We start from the raw sequence: 16300 nt of genomic DNA on the forward strand, positions 1-16300 counted from the left end.
TTTGTATAAGAAAAAATAGGAAAGGTTAATATCCATGCTCATATGGCTGTCCGAAAAAATCAATAACGAATATTAACCACGATAAAATAAGGTAAGGAAAGAATCCTGCATGAGCACAATAGAAGAACGCATTAAGGAAATAGAAGACGAAATCAAGAGAACTCAGTACAATAAAGCCACTGAACACCACATCGGGCTTCTAAAAGCCAAGATTGCAAGGCTCCAGATGGAGGCTAGAGCCCATAAAGGAGGCGGGCACTACGGCTTTTCTATCCCTAAATCCGGTGATGCAACCGTTGCACTTGTTGGTTTTCCAAACGTTGGGAAGAGCAGTCTCCTTAACGTTCTTACGAATTCTGAAAGCGAAGTTGGTTCATACGCCTTCACAACGCTGAAGGCCATCCCAGGAGTAATGGAATATAAAGGTGCTGAAATACAGATACTCGATCTCCCTGGTATAATAGAAAATGCTTCTTATGGTGCCGGGCGTGGAAGGGAAATACTTAGCACTGTTAGGTCTGCAGACCTAATTGTTATTGTTACAGATGTAGAAACAGGGGGATTAGATAAAATAGTGAAGGAACTCTATAATTCAGGTATAGTAGTCAATAGAAGAAGGAAAAATATCGAGATAAAGAAGACGACTTCTGGAGGCATAAGGGTTCACAAACCAAAAAACGTTGACATTGATTCAGAATATATCAGGCAACTAATGAAGGAGTTTAAGCTTGTAAATGCAGATGTATACATAAGGGAACAAGTAAACGAAGACGATATTATAGAGGCTGTTCAGAAAAATTACGTCTACATACCCTCAATTGTAGCGGTAAATAAAATTGATATGAACGGAGCTTTTGATACATCCCCACTTACGAGATTTGGAGAGGTGTTCAAAGTATCTGCAAAAAACAGAATAGGAATAGATGAACTCAGGGAGGGGATATACCGCTCTCTGAAATTGCTTCGCGTCTATTTAAGGAACAAGGCAGGAGTTGTTGATTTCGATAAGCCTCTAATACTCACAGATGGATCGACCGTTAGGGATGTTTGCAGGAAAATAAACAGGAGTCTGATAGATTCGTTCAGATACGCGATCATATCTGGAAAAAATAGGCCCATAGGAGAGCAGAGGGTTGGGATAGACTATCCTCTTCTAGACGAAGATATTGTCACCATAATTAGCAGGAATTGAGCTTTATCATTTATAACCTATATTTTTAATTTAACGGTTTCTTTTTACGTTTTTCTAATGACAAATTAATTCCTTTGCTTATATATCGGATATCTCTCCTTCATTCAATATATAAATTTTTCTTAGCTTTTCCAACGAATGAAAAATATAAATATTGTATAATAGAAGATTAATTAAAATAACACAGTTAGAAATATTGATGAGAATAACATATATAATCTCATATACACTGATTCATGCATGACACTTACTGTGTGCCCTTATTGTGGCACTGGATGCCAAATAAATGTGGAGTACCGCAATGGGCATTTTACTGTTCATGGTTACAACAAATCCATTGTCAACCAGGGAAAACTCTGTATAAAGGGATATCAGGGCCTCAGTTATTCTTCTTCTTCACAAAGATTAAACTATCCTATGATAAGAAAAAATGGAATACTCACTAAAGTCACTTGGAACGAGGCCCTCGACTACGTTTCAGAAAAGTTGAAGACAATTCGTAATAAGTACGGTGCTGATGCAGTTGCGTTTCAGTCTTCTGCAAAGTGTACAAACGAAGAAAACTACCTAATGCAGAAAATAGCAAGAATGTTTGGAACAAATAACATAGACCACTGTGCAAGAAGCTGCCATAGTTCCACAGTTGCCGGCTTAATCAAGACGATAGGTACAGCAGCGGCAACTGGATCTATCAAGAGCTTAAAATCTACGAAGACTTATTTTATCATAGGTTCGAATACCACAGAGCAGCACCCCATTATTGGAACTACGGTGCTTAAAGGCAAAAAAAGTGGAAGCTACCTTATAGTAGCCGATCCAAGAAAGACAAAGCTTGCCTCAAATGCAGACATTTTTCTCCAATTTAGGCCAGGAACAGATGTAGCCCTTCTTAATTCTATTATGTTTGTTATTCTTAAGGAAAATCTCTACGATGAGGAATTCATAAAGAATAGGACAGAAGATTTTGATAAACTTGCTGCAGAGATAGAAAAGTACCCTCCAGAACTTACAGAAGCCATAACTGGGGTAGATGCTGAACTTGTAAGAAGAGCAGCAGAAATTTATGCAAAGTATAAGCCCTCGGCGATACTATATGGTATGGGAATAACACAGCATATACATGGCACAGAAAATGTGATGAGTGTATCAAACCTTGCCCTTATGACAGGGAATATTGGAAAGTACGGTGCCGGTATATTTCCACTTAGGGGACAGAACAATGTACAAGGATCAAGCGATATGGGGGCACTGGCAGAGTTTTATCCTGGTTATATACCTGTGGACTCCGAAGGGGTTAAGCGTTTTGAGGATCTATGGAAAACCGAACTACCAAAGAAGGTCGGTTTAACTCTTTCTGAGATGTTTGATGCGGCGGCCGCAGGCAAAGTAAAAGCAATTTATCTTATGGGGGAAAACCCAGTGATAACTGAAGCAAATGTAGCAGAAGTTGAGAAAGGCATAGAAAATTTGGAATTATTTATTGTGCAAGATATTTTCCTTACCGAAACTGCCAGCCTTGCTGATGTAGTTTTACCTGCTGCCACTGCTCTGGAAAAGGATGGTACATTTACGAACACCGAGAGGAGGGTACAGAGAATCGTCTCTGTAAAGAGCCCGCCGGGAGAGGCAAAGCAGGATTGGTGGATACTCAGTGAAATTGCCCATAGGCTTGTCGGAACCGAAAGATACAGATCTGTTGAAGATGTTTTCAATGAGATAACTCAAGCTATACCAAACTATTCCGGAATAAGATACCAAGATATATACCCAACAGGAAAGCAATGGCCTGTTAATGAACAGAATCCCGATGGGACAGAAATACTTCACACAGTTAAATTTACAAGAGGCCTTGGTAGATTCTATCCTGTAAGCTATGAACCTCCATCGGAGATTGCCGATGCAGAATATCCTTTCATACTTACAACTGGAAGAAACTACTATCACTGGCATTCTGGAACCATGACAAGACGCAGTGATATACTGGAAAGGGAATCGCCTTCACCCTATGTTGAAATAAGTATGATGGATGCAAAACAACTCAATATAAGGGACGGCCAGGCCATAGACGTTGAATCAAGGCATGGCAGAATAACACTTCCAGCAAAAGTTACAGATAAAATTCCAACTGGGATAATATTCGTTCCATTCCATTTCAAAGAAGCTCGGGTAAATCTTCTGGTTGGAGATAATCTTGATCCTTACTCGAAGATACCTGAATTCAAGGTAGTTGCTGCTAGGGTGATCGTATGATATATAAAATGACAGACAAGGATATGGAAATTTTGTTTGAAAGGATATCCAAAGATTTCCAATCCTTTGGTTCTAAGGAAGAAAATGGGGATATCGTATTTGGAGATATTCAGAGATTTAGTGATATTTCAGAGGAAAAGAGCAGTTATCCCCCAAAGGATTTTTTGATTGAGCGTTCGGAGAATATATTGTCGATACCTAGGGCCGAAAAAAGGGCAGTATTTGGTGTTAAGAGCTGCGATCTACGTGGTTTCTACATAATGGACAAGCAGATCCTGGGAAAAGATCCTTTCTATACGGTGAAAAGGGAAAATACTATGTTCATAAATTTTGTATGTGAAAAAATGTGCAGCGGAGGGTTCTGCACAAGCTTTGGGGGGCCTGTTCTTGATGAGTATGATGTGCAAGTTCTGCACAAGAATGGCTACTTTTATGTTGAAGCTTCAGACAAATATGAAAAGTATCTTTTCGGATTCAGTGAATCTGATGATCAGAACGTATTTGAAGAACACAAGAAGGAATTCGAATCCCTTTACGGCAGGCTTAACGTTGATGGGATAGAAAATAGGATGAAATGGTCATCCAACCTCTGGAATAAGTTTGCAAATTACTGCATATCCTGTGGTGCATGTAATTATTCCTGCCCTACCTGTTACTGCGTTGACGTGTATGACGACGATGACGGAAGGAAGAAGGAGTGGGACTCCTGCATACTTGAGGGCTTCACCCGAACAGCAGCCGGAAACGTAAGGCCCGAACTATCCGAGAGGCTTAGGCAAAGGTTCTATCACAAATTCAAGTACTATAAGCTTTCTAGAGGAGCTTATCTCTGCACAGGCTGCAACCGTTGTGTAGATGATTGTCCGGTAGACATCGATATAAAGGAGGTGATAACGCACGATTACGATAGGGAATAAGTGGATACCGAAAAAACTAAAGCCTTATAGGTTTAGGATGGAAACGGCAGACACATATACTATAGTGTTAACAGAACGCAATATGGGGTATGCAGGGCAGTTCTACATGGTATCGAAGGAAGGGATAGGTGAAGCGCCCATATCTGTAGGAAGCGGATACGGAAATCCACTTATGTTCTCCATTAAAGCTGTTGGTTCTGTAACTAAGGGGATAATGAATGATCCATACGGTGAAATCGGAATAAGGGGACCTTATGGGAATGTATGGCCTTGGAAGAGCTACGAACATGTAGTGGCAATTGCGGGGGGTATAGGTATACCGCCAATAAAGGCTTTGATTGAAGACATGCAGGGGCATACAAGCCTTGATAAGCTTACCGTTCTCTACGGTGCTAGGAGCCCTTCAGATATAGTTTACAGAAGTGAGATAGAAACATGGAAGGAGGAGATGGATTTTCGTATAACCGTAGATAAAGGTGATGAGAATTGGAGAGGCCATGTCGGGGTAGTGACTACTCTTGTGCCTGAAATTAAAGAATACAATCATGGTGCTGCATTCGTTATCGGCCCGCCAGTTATGATGAAATTTTCTGTCAAATCGCTGCTTGATGCTGGATTCGCAGAAGATAATATATACCTGTCCCTTGAGAGGAGGATGGAATGCGGCATAGGCGTATGCGGCCATTGCAATATAGGCCGATGGTATGCATGCGAAGATGGGCCAATATTTAAGTACTCTGACACTAAGGAAGAGCCGGAGCTGTTCCTATAAACGATATATTTATTACTTATTTTTTGCATGGGCAGATCTTTTAGACAGCACCGAAATGGTATGATATATCATCATACTAATAATCAGTGTTTCCTTATTTGCGCCAATATATTTAAGAAACTACGATTGTAACTTATTAATGAAAATATTGAGACGAAATAAGAGATTTTGCTAGCCAATGGACTTTCTAAATATATGCTTCAACAGGTGCAGTATTAAATTTTTATGGTATTCCTCTAGAATTAGATTTAGGCTAACATAAACAATTGCGATATTTGTCGAAAAAACTAATCCGAAGATGAAACATAGAAACGATTAGTATAGCTTATTCTAACATTTCGCCCTATATTAATTCTTAAATGGTAAAATATAGTGACAATATATGCCAGTATATAATATATTGAATTTGTTTATTACTCTCTTAGCAATAGAACAGTAAAATCGGCGAAGGAATAAATGGCTAAAGGCATCATTGAAGAGCTTGATAATTCAAAGATAAATTCCTTTCATCTACGCACCTGGTTGATTGCAGGTATGGGATTCTTCACGGATGCATACGATCTTTTTGTAATAGGTACAGTTATATCAATACTCCCACTAGCTGGGTGGGATAAACTCAACACATACGATATTTCAATATTATCCTCAATATCTCTTCTTGCTTCTGTAATAGGTGCAGTGATATTTGGAAGGCTTCTCGACGCACTAGGAAGAAAAAGAGTCTATGGATTTGAGCTGATGTTGCTTATATTGGGAGCTTTAGGCAGTGCATTTGTGGTTCCAGTAAACGGTATAAATTACCTTATAGCATGGAGATTTATACTTGGACTAGGAATTGGGGGGGACTACGCAGGAAGTTCAACTATAATGACTGAATTTTCTAATACGAAGAATAGGGGACAACTTGTAGGCATGGTCTTTTCTCTCCAAGGCGTCGGTCTTATAGCAGGGCCTTTAATAACGCTAGGCCTTCTAAGCTTTATACACAACCTAGACCTTGTATGGAGGGTGCTGTTTTTCATAGGTGCTGTGCCTGCTTTCATAGTACTGTACGGCAGGCGGGCAATAGGCGAAACACCCAGATACGCACTTAGAGTAAAGGGAGATGCGAGTTCAGCAATGCAGAGTGTCGAAAAAATTTCAGGAGATTCAAAGGTTTCAGTATCAAGGGAAGATTTAGAGATGTCAAATATAAAATGGACGGATTTATTCAAAAACAGATACTTTATGCTTTCACTTATTGGAACGGCAGGGACATGGTTTTTGCTTGATTGGGCGTTTTATGGAAATTCGATAATGTCTCATGAAATGTTGAGCGCCCTTATCCCGTCATCTATGTCAGGCTTAAACAAGTTAAAGCTATCTACGTTTTACACGCTTATAATATTCGCCGTTTCTGCTTTTCCTGCATATTGGATAGCTACTTTTACTGTAGACAGAATCGGAAGAAAAAGGATGCAGGTAATTGGTTTTCTAATAATGGGCATAACATTTGGTATTCTCGGCATATTCAGGTACCTTATGTCCCCTACATTCGTTACTTATTTCCTTTTAGTGTATGGAATAAGCTATTTTTTCACAGAGTTCGGCCCAAACGTGACTACCTTCATTTATGCTCCAGAGATGTTTCCAACAGCAATACGCGGACTCGGATCTGGAATATCCTCTGCAGGGGGTAAAACTGGGGCATTCATAGGAACCGCGCTAAACGTAATTATATTTACACTTTATGGGGAAGGCGAACTTTTCCTTATACTTGCTGGAATATCGATGTTAGGTATGTTAATGACTTTAGTACTTCTACCTGAAACATCTAGAAGAAAACTCGAGGATATTTCAGGCGAGGGTAGATATATAGTAAGAACTGCTTCCGGATTTAAAAAATAGATCCGGGAATCTGCTTAGATGCGGCTTTGTCAAATATCCGTTGATATTTGGCTTCCTGCCATCTGCTCCACATCTTTTGACTGCTTCACAGCTTCACCTGGCAGGCCTTTATGGGATCGTTTCAGACATGTCCGATACCTGAATGCAATGTTTATGCATGCATTCACATCACGGTCTATCTCAATACCGCAGGAATCACACTTCAGGATCCTGCCATGCCCTATTCTGGCCAGAGTATCACATACCGAGCACATCCTGCTGGTGTTCCTTGTTTCCTTTCTTGTCAGCTCTATGGCAGGAAGGCCTTCCCATGATGCCTTATACATTACCTGGGATGCAAGCATCCCATATGGAAATGCATTCTTAAGAAGGAATCTGTAATCCTTCCCTTTTCCATCGCCCTTCTTTGTAATCTGATTTATTCCCCCAATTCTCAATCATAATATTTATCGTGAAATTGACCATATCAGTAAACTTATGCATAAGCACCTTCAGGTTACCAGAAGGATAGAAATACTGTTTTACGGCCTTGAAAGCCTACACAAATACATATACCACTATCATACATAAATTTACAAGTCAAATGATTAATAAATCAACTAAGATTTGCAAATGTCTTAGATGCGAAAGAGTTATTAATAGACTTTAAATAAACCCTCAATTCGTGATAGTATGGTCAGTGTCAAATACGTTCCAAGTGATATGCTAATTAACTATGTTTCAGGGAAATTGAAAGAGGAGAAAAAGATAAAAGAGCCTAATTGGGTCAAATTTGTAAAAACGGGGGTAAGCAAAGAAAAGCCTCCACTTCAAGACGACTGGATATATGTAAGGGCAGCATCTATGCTGCGTAAACTTTACATCAATGGATACTTAGGAATTTCAAGGATGAGTAGTGAATACGGAGGCAAAGTAGATAGGGGATCGAAACGGTATCATGCGGCTTCTGGAAGCAGATCTATAACAAGATTCCTGTTTCATGAGCTAGAATCTGCAGGACTTGTTCAGAAGACTCAGAAGGGCAGATCCCTTTCTCCACAGGGAATGTCCTTGCTGGACAATGCCAGCAAAGAGATAATAAAACAGCTGGCACAGAAAGATCCTTTATATGAGAAATTCATATAAAGTGATTGAAATGAGTGATGATGAAGAATTAGAAAAAATAAGAAGAAGGCAGATGGAAGAACTTCAACGTCAGGCCATGCAAAGGCAGATGGCTGAAGAGGAAGAAAAACAAAGAGAAATTGAAAAGGCTAGGAGGCAACAAATACTGCGCCAGATCCTTGATCCATCTGCAAGAGAGCGTTTGAACAACGTTCGCCTAGTAAGGCCGGATCTTGCAGACAACGTTGAAAACCAGCTTATACAGCTTGCTTCGATGGGGAGGATAAACAGGATAATAAAAGAGAGTGATATAATAGATATACTGAGCAAACTTACTGAAAATAAAAGAGAACCAAAAATAGAGAGGAGAAGTAAATGAGCAGGAATAAGGAACTAGGCCGGAAAATTCGTTTGATGAAGAAAGTAAAGCAAAACAGAAGGGTTCCAGGGTGGGTCATGATGAGGACTGCCAGGAAAGTAACACAAAACCCCCTAAGGAGAAATTGGAGACGTGGAAACCTGAAGATATGAGGTGATGATTTGCCAGATGATGAAGTTTCAAAGGAAATTATAATGAATATACCCCTTAGGGAAGCGAAGCTTTCCTCAAGGAAGAGAAGGGCGGATACATCCATATCTATATTGAGGAATTACGTATCCAAGAAACTCAAAGTAGATACAAGTAAGATATGGATTGATCCGAAAGTAAGTGAGACGATATGGAAGAAGGGGAGAGAAAAACCTCCATCAAAATTATCCCTGAAGATAATAAAGCTAGAAGAAGGAACGACAGAAATTATTCTGCCTTGATTCTTTTATATTTACTTTCTACTAATCGTTTAGCCGGTGAGTGGTTGTGATAAGGAAGACATCAGTCATGAGGAGCAGCTTTATAGGTATATATGCAAAAGCTTGGGATGATGTCGCTTTTATCACAAAAATGGCCGACGAAAAGACTGTAAATGAGTTCAGGGAAGTGCTCCAGGTTGATATTAAGAGGATAAGTATCGACGGATCTACACTTATTGGAACCATGATAGCTGTTAACTCTAATGGCATAGTGCTCCCATATGGTTCGAACATAGATGGCCTGGACGGGATAGATGGAAGAAACGTTTTATACCTTAAAGATAAAATAAACGCCGTGGGAAACGATATAATTGCAAACGATCACGGCGCAATAATACACAAGGCATTTAGCAATAAGGCCAGAAAAGAAATAGAAGATACATTAGGCGTTGAAACAATTAGAACTTCAATAGGGAACATATTGACCGTAGGCAGCGCGTCTGTTCTGACCTCCAAGGGCATGCTCGTAAACCCTGAAACTGACGATGATGAATTAGAGTTTCTCAAGGACTTCTTTAAAGTATCGGTAAAATCTGGCACTGCAAATTTTGGAAGCATATATGTTGGTGCGTCCATAGTCGCAAATTCAAAGGGCATTCTAGTCGGGCGTGACACTACACCTATTGAAATAGATAGGATAGACGATGTACTTTCGTAGTTACCTCTTGAGCTCAGATATTCTTACTATTGGATGCAGCTTTATTCCGTTGTTTTCAAGTAGCTTTGCGCCTCCTTCTTCCCTGTCGACAACACAATAAGCATCCTTTACAACAACGCCGTTTTCCCGCAGCACATTTATGGCCTTCAAGACGGAGTTTCCTGTAGTAACTACGTCTTCTATTACGTCTACCTCTTCCCCACGATTTAGCCGCCCCACTATAAGGCTGAGGGTACCGTGCGATCTTTCCTTCCTCACAATAACGTATGGTATCCCCATGTTCAAAGACGTAGCTACTATTAAAGGTACAGCACCTAGCTCCATCCCTGCAATCTTTCTTGCATGGATCATCTTCGAAAACTCTGAAGCTATTTCACTCAGGAGATTTGGATCTGTAGCTGCCTCCTTAATATCAACGTAATAATCAGATCGTTTGCCTGAGGTAAGTATGAAATCTCCAAACTTTATGGCTCCTGATTTGACTAGATCCTCGCTCAACATAATGGATTATGGTGACCCACTTAATAAATTAAAGAGTGGTGCCATAAAACACTTTAGATATGTTGATTAACTCTGAAATAATTAGTCTTTCTGGTTCAATGTATGAGGATAGGAGCTATCAAAATGAAGCTATAGATTTTATCGCCAGTAAACTTGCCAATTACCCTGGCGTAGCACTGGAAGCTCCAACAGGGTCAGGAAAAACTATGATGGCCCTCCTTGGTTCTCTTAAATATGCGTATAACGGGCATTTGAAAATACTGTATCTTGTAAGGACAAATTCACAGGAAGAGCAGGTCATAAGAGAACTTAGGACAATATCAAAAAATAGGAAAATAAGAGCACTACCTATGCAGGGAAGGATAAATCTCTGCATACTGTACAAGACTGCCGATGATCTGAAGGAGGCAACCGCAGAATCTCTTTCAAAATTCTGCAATAGCCGCAAAAGGCAGGTAATGGAAGGCCATCAGGAAGCATGCCCTTACTACACCATAAAGGTCAGATCAAAAGAAACGAAGGATTTTTTGTTTGAAAACTTACCTACGGCTGAAGAATTTTATGAATATGCTTTTACGAATAACTTGTGCCCATACGAGAGTATTAAGGCGTCACTTTCAGATGCAGATATAGTAGTGGCGCCTTACATGTATTTTCTAAATAAAACTGTCGCCGATAGGTTCCTCTCGCACTGGGGGGTATCTAGGGAACAGTTAATAATAGTTTTAGATGAGGCCCACAATCTGCCGGATATTGGTAGATCCCTTGGTTCTTTCAGGATATCCATAGAATCATTAAACAGATCTGAAAAGGAGGCCCAATCATTTGGAGACCCTGAACTTGATAGAGGTGTGCACGTAACAGACTTCATAGAAATGATAAGAAGCACTCTTGAACGTACAATAAAGGAAAGGGTAAAGGAAGACGATGTTAGAATAAGATTTCAGGAATTCAAGGAATACTTAATGATAATGAACAAGAAAAGCGAGAAGTCAATAAGGGATCTCAATAACTATCTCTATTTGTTTGGAGAATACGTTGAAAACGAAAAGGAGAAAGCCGGCAAGGTACCTGTTTCATACTGTTCTTCGCTCGCCCAAAGGCTAGAAGCCATGATGGATGAAGATGATGCTATGTATGCAGCTATATTATCAAAGTCAGAATCTGGCTATATACAAGCGTCATGCCTAGACCCATCATCTATATTATCATCGTTGAAGGAGTCGAAGACCATACATATGTCTGGTACATTGGAACCATTCGAATTTTATTCTGACGTAACTGGCTTTGATATACCATTCCGCAGGATAGAAAATGTTTTTCCAATTGAAAACCGATTTGTCTCCTATTACGAAGGTGTTTCAACAAAGTATGATACTCTCGATGAGAACGAAATAAGGAAACTAGCTAGCATAATAGAAAATATCGTTAATGGCGTCAAGAGGAATACAATAGTTTATTTTCCCTCCTATGCAGTAATGGACAAAGTTATAGGATCTGGTCTAGATTTCGACTTTCTGCAGGAGAAGAAGAACTTAGATCAAACTGAATTTTACGATGTTGTCAAAAAATTCAGAAACGGCGGGAAGCCTCTGCTTGCTGTCTCTGGAGGTCGCCTGTCTGAGGGCATGAACTTTCCTGGGAGGGAATTAGAGCTTATACTAATAGCAGGCATACCGTTTCCCAGGCCGGATGCAACGAACAGGGCACTGTACGATTATTACGAAATGAAGTACAAAAAAGGATGGGAGTATGCAGTGCTTGCGCCTGCTATAATTAAGATTAGGCAGGAGATAGGGAGGCTTATAAGGGGAAAAGATGATCACGGGGCCTGCGTAATACTTGACAAAAGAGCAAAACAGTTCAGGAGATTTATACCAGACCTTGTCAAAACAGACGATCCAGTGAATGACATAAACACTTTCTTTTCCAACTTCAAGTAAAGCAAAATAGAGATTTTCGCCTTGATAATAATTTTCTGGGCCTAATACATTAAATTTCTATCCAGTTCACTTCAGAGAAAACATTTTAAATGAGTTTCGATATGTAAAATTGGTTTATATGGCTATTAATGCTGTTGCCGGAACTATCAGAGAGTTCTCACCGAAAGATATCGAGAGTGTTTATAGGATAGCACAGACTTCCTTAACTGAGTATTATACGCAAGCCCTGATACTTGATCTCCACAGAGAATGGCCGGAATCATTTATGGTTTACACTGTAGCTGGTTCTGTTGTCGGTTTTATAGTAGGATCGAAGTATTCGAGGACGGAGGCCAGGATATTACTCTTCGCAGTCGATGAGAGGTTCAGGAGAATGGGTGTAGGCAGCGCATTGATGGATGCATTCCTTAGCCTGTGCAGAGAGCAGAACATGCTCAGCGTAAGGCTGGAAGTCAGGACAGACAATGACGAAGCTATAAGATTCTACAAAAAATATGGATTCGTCATTACTGCTATGCTACCAAACTATTATAGCGATTCATCCAATGCGTATACAATGTGGCGTATAGTTTAAAAAATAAAATAAAATTTCTAGAATACGGTTATTTTACCTTCCACAAACTGCATGGTAAGATCGCTTACGTGTGCGAGGCGGTCGTTTACCAGGTTCCTTATGTTATTCTTGTGCTTCGAATGGTCAACATTGCCCTCATATATGACTTGTACACTTGCTACGTGTGGATCGTCTATTGGGCGTCCAATCTGAGATACTATCCTAACAAGGACCTCGGCTATATCGTTTCCCTCTTCCTGTACAATATCGTTTGCTATTTTGTTTGCAAGCACGTTGTATAGCTTACCTACGTGCGTGACAGGATTCTTGCCAGCTGCTGCTTCCATGCTCATAGCCCTATATGGAGTTATAAGGCCGTTGACCCTGTTTCCCCTGCCAACAGAACCGTCATCGCCGTTCTCCATGGACATTCCAGTTACCGTAAGGTAGCCCACTGATTTGCTGTTCTCTCTTATATCTGCGGTGTTTATGTATACCTTAACTTCCTTATCCGTTTCTTCGACGGCGTTATCTAGCACCAAATCTTTAAGCTGATCTTTTAAATTGAAGTATTCATCTGCGTCTTTTATGTATTTATCTACAAAAGCCGCCGCTACGGTTAGGTTTATAGTGTCCTTTTGCCTAAAACCCATAACTTTTATATCGTAACCGACCATTGGCAGCTTTTTCTTTAGGCTGCCGTTAAGATACCGCTCAGTCTTGAGTACAATATTTTCGGTCTCTGAAAGTGGTGCAAAACCAACGCCGAATGATGTATCGTTTGCTTCAAGCTTGCTCGTGTCATAAACTTCTACCAGATCCACTGAACCTTGACCGATCCTAGAATCTATCATAACATCAGCGTCCACATCGAGGTGACTGAAATTGTTTCTGAGGTAATCTTTAGCCGCCTTAATCGTGATGGACTTGTACGGGACCCTATCGTTTCCTACCTTCGTTGTAGCTCTGCCGCTAAGCAATATATATGTAGGCTCAAGTACTAGGCCTCCGCCATACTTTGGTGCGGATTGCCCTCCAACTACCTCCACCTGGTCCGTATTGTGATGGAGTATCCTACCATAATGTTCAAGGTAGTATTTTGACAGCGATCTGCTGACCGCTTCTGCAATTCCGTCTGCAACACTGTCTGGATGGCCAATGCCCTTCCTTTCGACTATTTCGACTTCTTTCTTTGGAGTTGGAATCTGATTCAGCTCCTCGACTGATATGTTTCTTTCCATAGTTAACCTCTGAGTAGTCCATATTTAGCGTTTATTAAATGTTTTGTCAGCAGAAGGCAAATATTCCGAGCTTCAAGAGTTTATTACTGATAGTAATACTACAAAGATTTAAACTGACGTCGTAATTCTAACTATGAACTTCCTTATTAGTGTGTATAACAAAGAGGGGCTTACTGATTTTCTGGCGAGGGTGAAGGCAAATATCGATTATATATATGCTACAGGAGGAACAGCTAAATTTCTTGAAAAGAATGGATACACCGTCAGAGATACGTCCGAAATAACAGGATTTAGTGATCTACTTGGCGGCCGTGTTAAAACTTTGCATCCTAAAATATATGCTGCACTGCTCTACAGGGAAAAGAACGAAGCATCAGACTTACATTTCGATGTTTTAGTGTCAAATTTATATCCATTCACCGGAAACACAGGAAATGAAAATGAGATGATCGAGAATATAGATATAGGCGGTGTTTCTCTAACCAGAGCAGCAGCCAAGAATTACAAGAATGTACTTGTGCTGTCATCTCCAGATGATTACACGGAAGCAGCGGAAATTATCTCTTCTGGGAAGAACGATGCCGAGTACAGGAAACGAATGGCACTTAAGGCATTTGCAAGAATGGCTGAATACGATGCCATAATTTATAATGGCCTTTCAGATCTTTTCAAAATCGAGAAGGAAAACTTTTTTGTTGTCGGAAAGAAAGGTGAAAGGTTAAGGTACGGTGAAAACCCTGACCAGGAAGGCTTCCTCTATTCTGATGGGAGTGCATATGGCGTTGCAAACGCTGAAAAATTAAATGGGAAGGAGTTATCTTATAACAATATACTCGATGCCGACAGTGCTTTTGATACTGCGCTTGAATTCGATGAGCCTACAGTCGTTGTAATGAAGCATAACACACCATCCGGAGTTTCTTCGCATAACGATATCGTAAATGCGTTTAAGAGAGCATGGGATGCCGATTCAGAATCGGCCTACGGATCAGTAATAGCTGTGAACAGAAAAGTCCCATTAGATCTAGCAAAGGAAATGCGACACCTATTCATTGAAGTCCTAATTGCCCCAGAATACGATGAATATGCCCTTTCAGAGTTAAGAAAGAAGAAAAATCTACGCATATTGAGGATTCCTTGGATCAGAGATCAATCCATGAGATACAGATCAATATCAAACGGATTGCTTGTCCAGACTCCAATGGCATCTTCCTTTAAGGAATTGAAACTTGTAACAGAGAAGGGAGCTGATTCAAAGACGATTGATGACCTTTTATTTGCGTGGAAAGTTGTTGCACATTCAAGGAGTAACGCCATAGTTTTCGCCAAAGACAAAACAACAACTGGTATAGGCGCTGGCCAGACATCTAGGGTAGAATCTGTGAGGATAGCTATGGAACGTTCCGGTTCAAGGGCCGATGGTTCTGTAATGGCTTCAGATGCATTTTTCCCGTTCCCTGACAGCATAGATGTAGCGGCAAAAGCTGGAATAAAAGCAATAATACAGCCGGGTGGGTCCATAAGAGACGAAGAGGTAATAAAAAAATGCAATGAATATGGAATACCCATGTACTTTACAGGCAAGAGGGTATTCCTTCATTGATCCTTTATTTTCCTTTGAAAACTGCTTTCCTCTTTTCCTTGAAAGCCCTAATTCCCTCTAAGTGATCCTCTGTTTTGAACGTGAGAGCAAATCTTTCACGTTCCATCATGTATCCTTCTTTGTCTCTCCTGTTCATAACCTCTTTTATATATCGGATTGAGGTAGCCGGCTTTTCCGAAAGTTCTTTAGCCAGTTCGATGGCTAAATCTAGGTACTTTTCACTAACAGAATCTACTATGCCATGTTTCAGTGCCTCCTGCTCATCTATAGTCTTACCCGTCATAACTAGATACATTCCATATGACTTTCCTGCAATGTCTATGATCCTCTGGGTTCCACCAAAACCTGGCATTATGCCTAAATTTACCTCCGGAAATCCATATTTTGTCTTTACATCTGATATCCTAAAATCGCACGCAAGTGCAAGTTCAAATCCGCCGCCGAGTGCATACCCATGAACTGCCGCTATAACGGGCCTCTCATAATCGGATATGCTGTCCATTACCTGCTGGCCTCTGTCAGAAAAATGAAATGCATCTCTATCAGACATGTCAAGAAAATTGTTTATGTCTGCACCCGCAGAAAACGCCTTCTCGCTTCCTTTAAGCACGACGACCTTGCCTGATTCTCGAACGGCATCTTCAATTTCTTCTAACGTATCTAAATTTAGCGGGTTAAGGGAGTTTTCCCTGCGTATAGTGACTATCCTGATGCCTTCGTGATCTTCCAATGATATATTTCTATAATTCGGAGAACTCATATTTATCGTTACTTTCATGTACAATAACGTTTTTAAATTTGCGCTGGTCTACTATTATCCAGTGAATGCC

General features: G+C 40.3%; 17 protein-coding genes. 13 read left to right on the forward strand and 4 right to left on the reverse strand.

Features of this window, described 5'->3' with window-relative positions; translation table 11 throughout:
• Positions 1-109 precede the first annotated feature (109 nt).
• From TVG_RS00005 to TVG_RS00025, 5 genes are all read left to right on the forward strand, one after another.
• Positions 110-1192 (forward strand): OBG GTPase family GTP-binding protein, encoded by a 1083-nt coding sequence (locus tag TVG_RS00005; RefSeq protein ID WP_010916258.1) that lies wholly within the window; start codon positions 110-112, stop codon positions 1190-1192.
• Between the two features lie 240 nt (positions 1193-1432).
• Positions 1433-3442, forward strand: coding sequence for a formate dehydrogenase subunit alpha (fdhF, locus tag TVG_RS00010; protein WP_010916259.1), 2010 nt, complete (start codon positions 1433-1435; stop codon positions 3440-3442).
• A complete protein-coding gene (locus TVG_RS00015) occupies positions 3439-4359 on the forward strand; it encodes a 4Fe-4S dicluster domain-containing protein (protein ID WP_010916260.1) in 921 nt (306 codons plus the stop codon). Before fdhF ends, TVG_RS00015 begins: the two co-directional genes overlap by 4 nt.
• 37 nt (positions 4360-4396) lie before the next feature.
• Entirely contained in the window at positions 4397-5131 is a 735-nt protein-coding gene (locus tag TVG_RS00020; RefSeq protein ID WP_010916261.1) for an FAD/NAD(P)-binding protein, read from the forward strand.
• Between the two features lie 456 nt (positions 5132-5587).
• The gene (locus tag TVG_RS00025) at positions 5588-7018 is read left to right on the forward strand and encodes an MFS transporter (protein ID WP_010916262.1); all 1431 of its coding nucleotides are present in this window, start codon (positions 5588-5590) and stop codon (positions 7016-7018) included.
• A 29-nt stretch (positions 7019-7047) separates the two neighbouring features.
• Here TVG_RS00025 and TVG_RS00030 read toward each other — a convergent pair whose 3' ends face one another.
• Entirely contained in the window at positions 7048-7455 is a 408-nt protein-coding gene (locus TVG_RS00030) for a zinc ribbon domain-containing protein (RefSeq protein WP_010916263.1), read from the reverse strand.
• A 235-nt stretch (positions 7456-7690) separates the two neighbouring features.
• Between TVG_RS00030 and TVG_RS00035 the strand changes: the two genes are divergently transcribed.
• The 5 genes from TVG_RS00035 to TVG_RS00055 are packed head-to-tail and all read left to right on the forward strand — an operon-like array spanning position 7691 to position 9629.
• The gene (locus TVG_RS00035; RefSeq protein WP_010916264.1) at positions 7691-8143 is read left to right on the forward strand and encodes a 30S ribosomal protein S19e; all 453 of its coding nucleotides are present in this window, start codon (positions 7691-7693) and stop codon (positions 8141-8143) included.
• Between the two features lie 10 nt (positions 8144-8153).
• Positions 8154-8501, forward strand: a complete 348-nt coding sequence (locus tag TVG_RS00040; protein WP_048054050.1) for a DNA-binding protein — start codon at positions 8154-8156, stop codon at positions 8499-8501.
• On the forward strand, positions 8498-8653 hold the full coding sequence (locus TVG_RS00045; protein ID WP_010916266.1) for a 50S ribosomal protein L39e: 156 nt from the start codon (positions 8498-8500) through the stop codon (positions 8651-8653). Before TVG_RS00040 ends, TVG_RS00045 begins: the two co-directional genes overlap by 4 nt.
• A gap of 9 nt (positions 8654-8662) precedes the next feature.
• A complete protein-coding gene (locus TVG_RS00050) occupies positions 8663-8932 on the forward strand; it encodes a 50S ribosomal protein L31e (protein ID WP_010916267.1) in 270 nt (89 codons plus the stop codon).
• Positions 8933-8978: 46 nt separating this feature from the next.
• Positions 8979-9629: a translation initiation factor IF-6 gene (locus TVG_RS00055; protein WP_048054052.1), complete on the forward strand. Its 651-nt coding sequence runs from the start codon at positions 8979-8981 to the stop codon at positions 9627-9629.
• On the opposite strand, the gene pyrE is transcribed toward TVG_RS00055, so the two are convergent.
• The gene (gene pyrE, locus TVG_RS00060; RefSeq protein ID WP_010916269.1) at positions 9630-10130 is read right to left on the reverse strand and encodes an orotate phosphoribosyltransferase; all 501 of its coding nucleotides are present in this window, start codon (positions 10128-10130) and stop codon (positions 9630-9632) included.
• Positions 10131-10189: 59 nt separating this feature from the next.
• Between pyrE and TVG_RS00065 the strand changes: the two genes are divergently transcribed.
• Positions 10190-12073, forward strand: a complete 1884-nt coding sequence (locus tag TVG_RS00065) for an ATP-dependent DNA helicase (RefSeq protein WP_241760286.1) — start codon at positions 10190-10192, stop codon at positions 12071-12073.
• 118 nt (positions 12074-12191) lie between these two features.
• Positions 12192-12647 (forward strand): ribosomal protein S18-alanine N-acetyltransferase, encoded by a 456-nt coding sequence (rimI, locus tag TVG_RS00070; protein ID WP_010916271.1) that lies wholly within the window; start codon positions 12192-12194, stop codon positions 12645-12647.
• Between the two features lie 17 nt (positions 12648-12664).
• Here the strand turns inward: rimI and TVG_RS00075 are convergent, their stop codons facing one another.
• The gene (locus TVG_RS00075) at positions 12665-13867 is read right to left on the reverse strand and encodes a methionine adenosyltransferase (protein ID WP_010916272.1); all 1203 of its coding nucleotides are present in this window, start codon (positions 13865-13867) and stop codon (positions 12665-12667) included.
• 133 nt (positions 13868-14000) lie between these two features.
• On the opposite strand from TVG_RS00075, the gene purH reads away from it, so the two are divergent.
• Positions 14001-15470 carry a bifunctional phosphoribosylaminoimidazolecarboxamide formyltransferase/IMP cyclohydrolase gene (gene purH, locus TVG_RS00080; RefSeq protein WP_010916273.1) on the forward strand — a complete coding sequence of 490 codons (1470 nt, stop codon included), beginning with the start codon at positions 14001-14003 and terminating at the stop codon, positions 15468-15470.
• A gap of 4 nt (positions 15471-15474) precedes the next feature.
• Here purH and TVG_RS00085 read toward each other — a convergent pair whose 3' ends face one another.
• Positions 15475-16230: an enoyl-CoA hydratase/isomerase family protein gene (locus tag TVG_RS00085; protein ID WP_010916274.1), complete on the reverse strand. Its 756-nt coding sequence runs from the start codon at positions 16228-16230 to the stop codon at positions 15475-15477.
• Positions 16231-16300: the final 70 nt, after the last annotated feature.

The sequence above is a fragment of the Thermoplasma volcanium GSS1 genome (assembly GCF_000011185.1).
Classification (GTDB): domain Archaea; phylum Thermoplasmatota; class Thermoplasmata; order Thermoplasmatales; family Thermoplasmataceae; genus Thermoplasma; species Thermoplasma volcanium.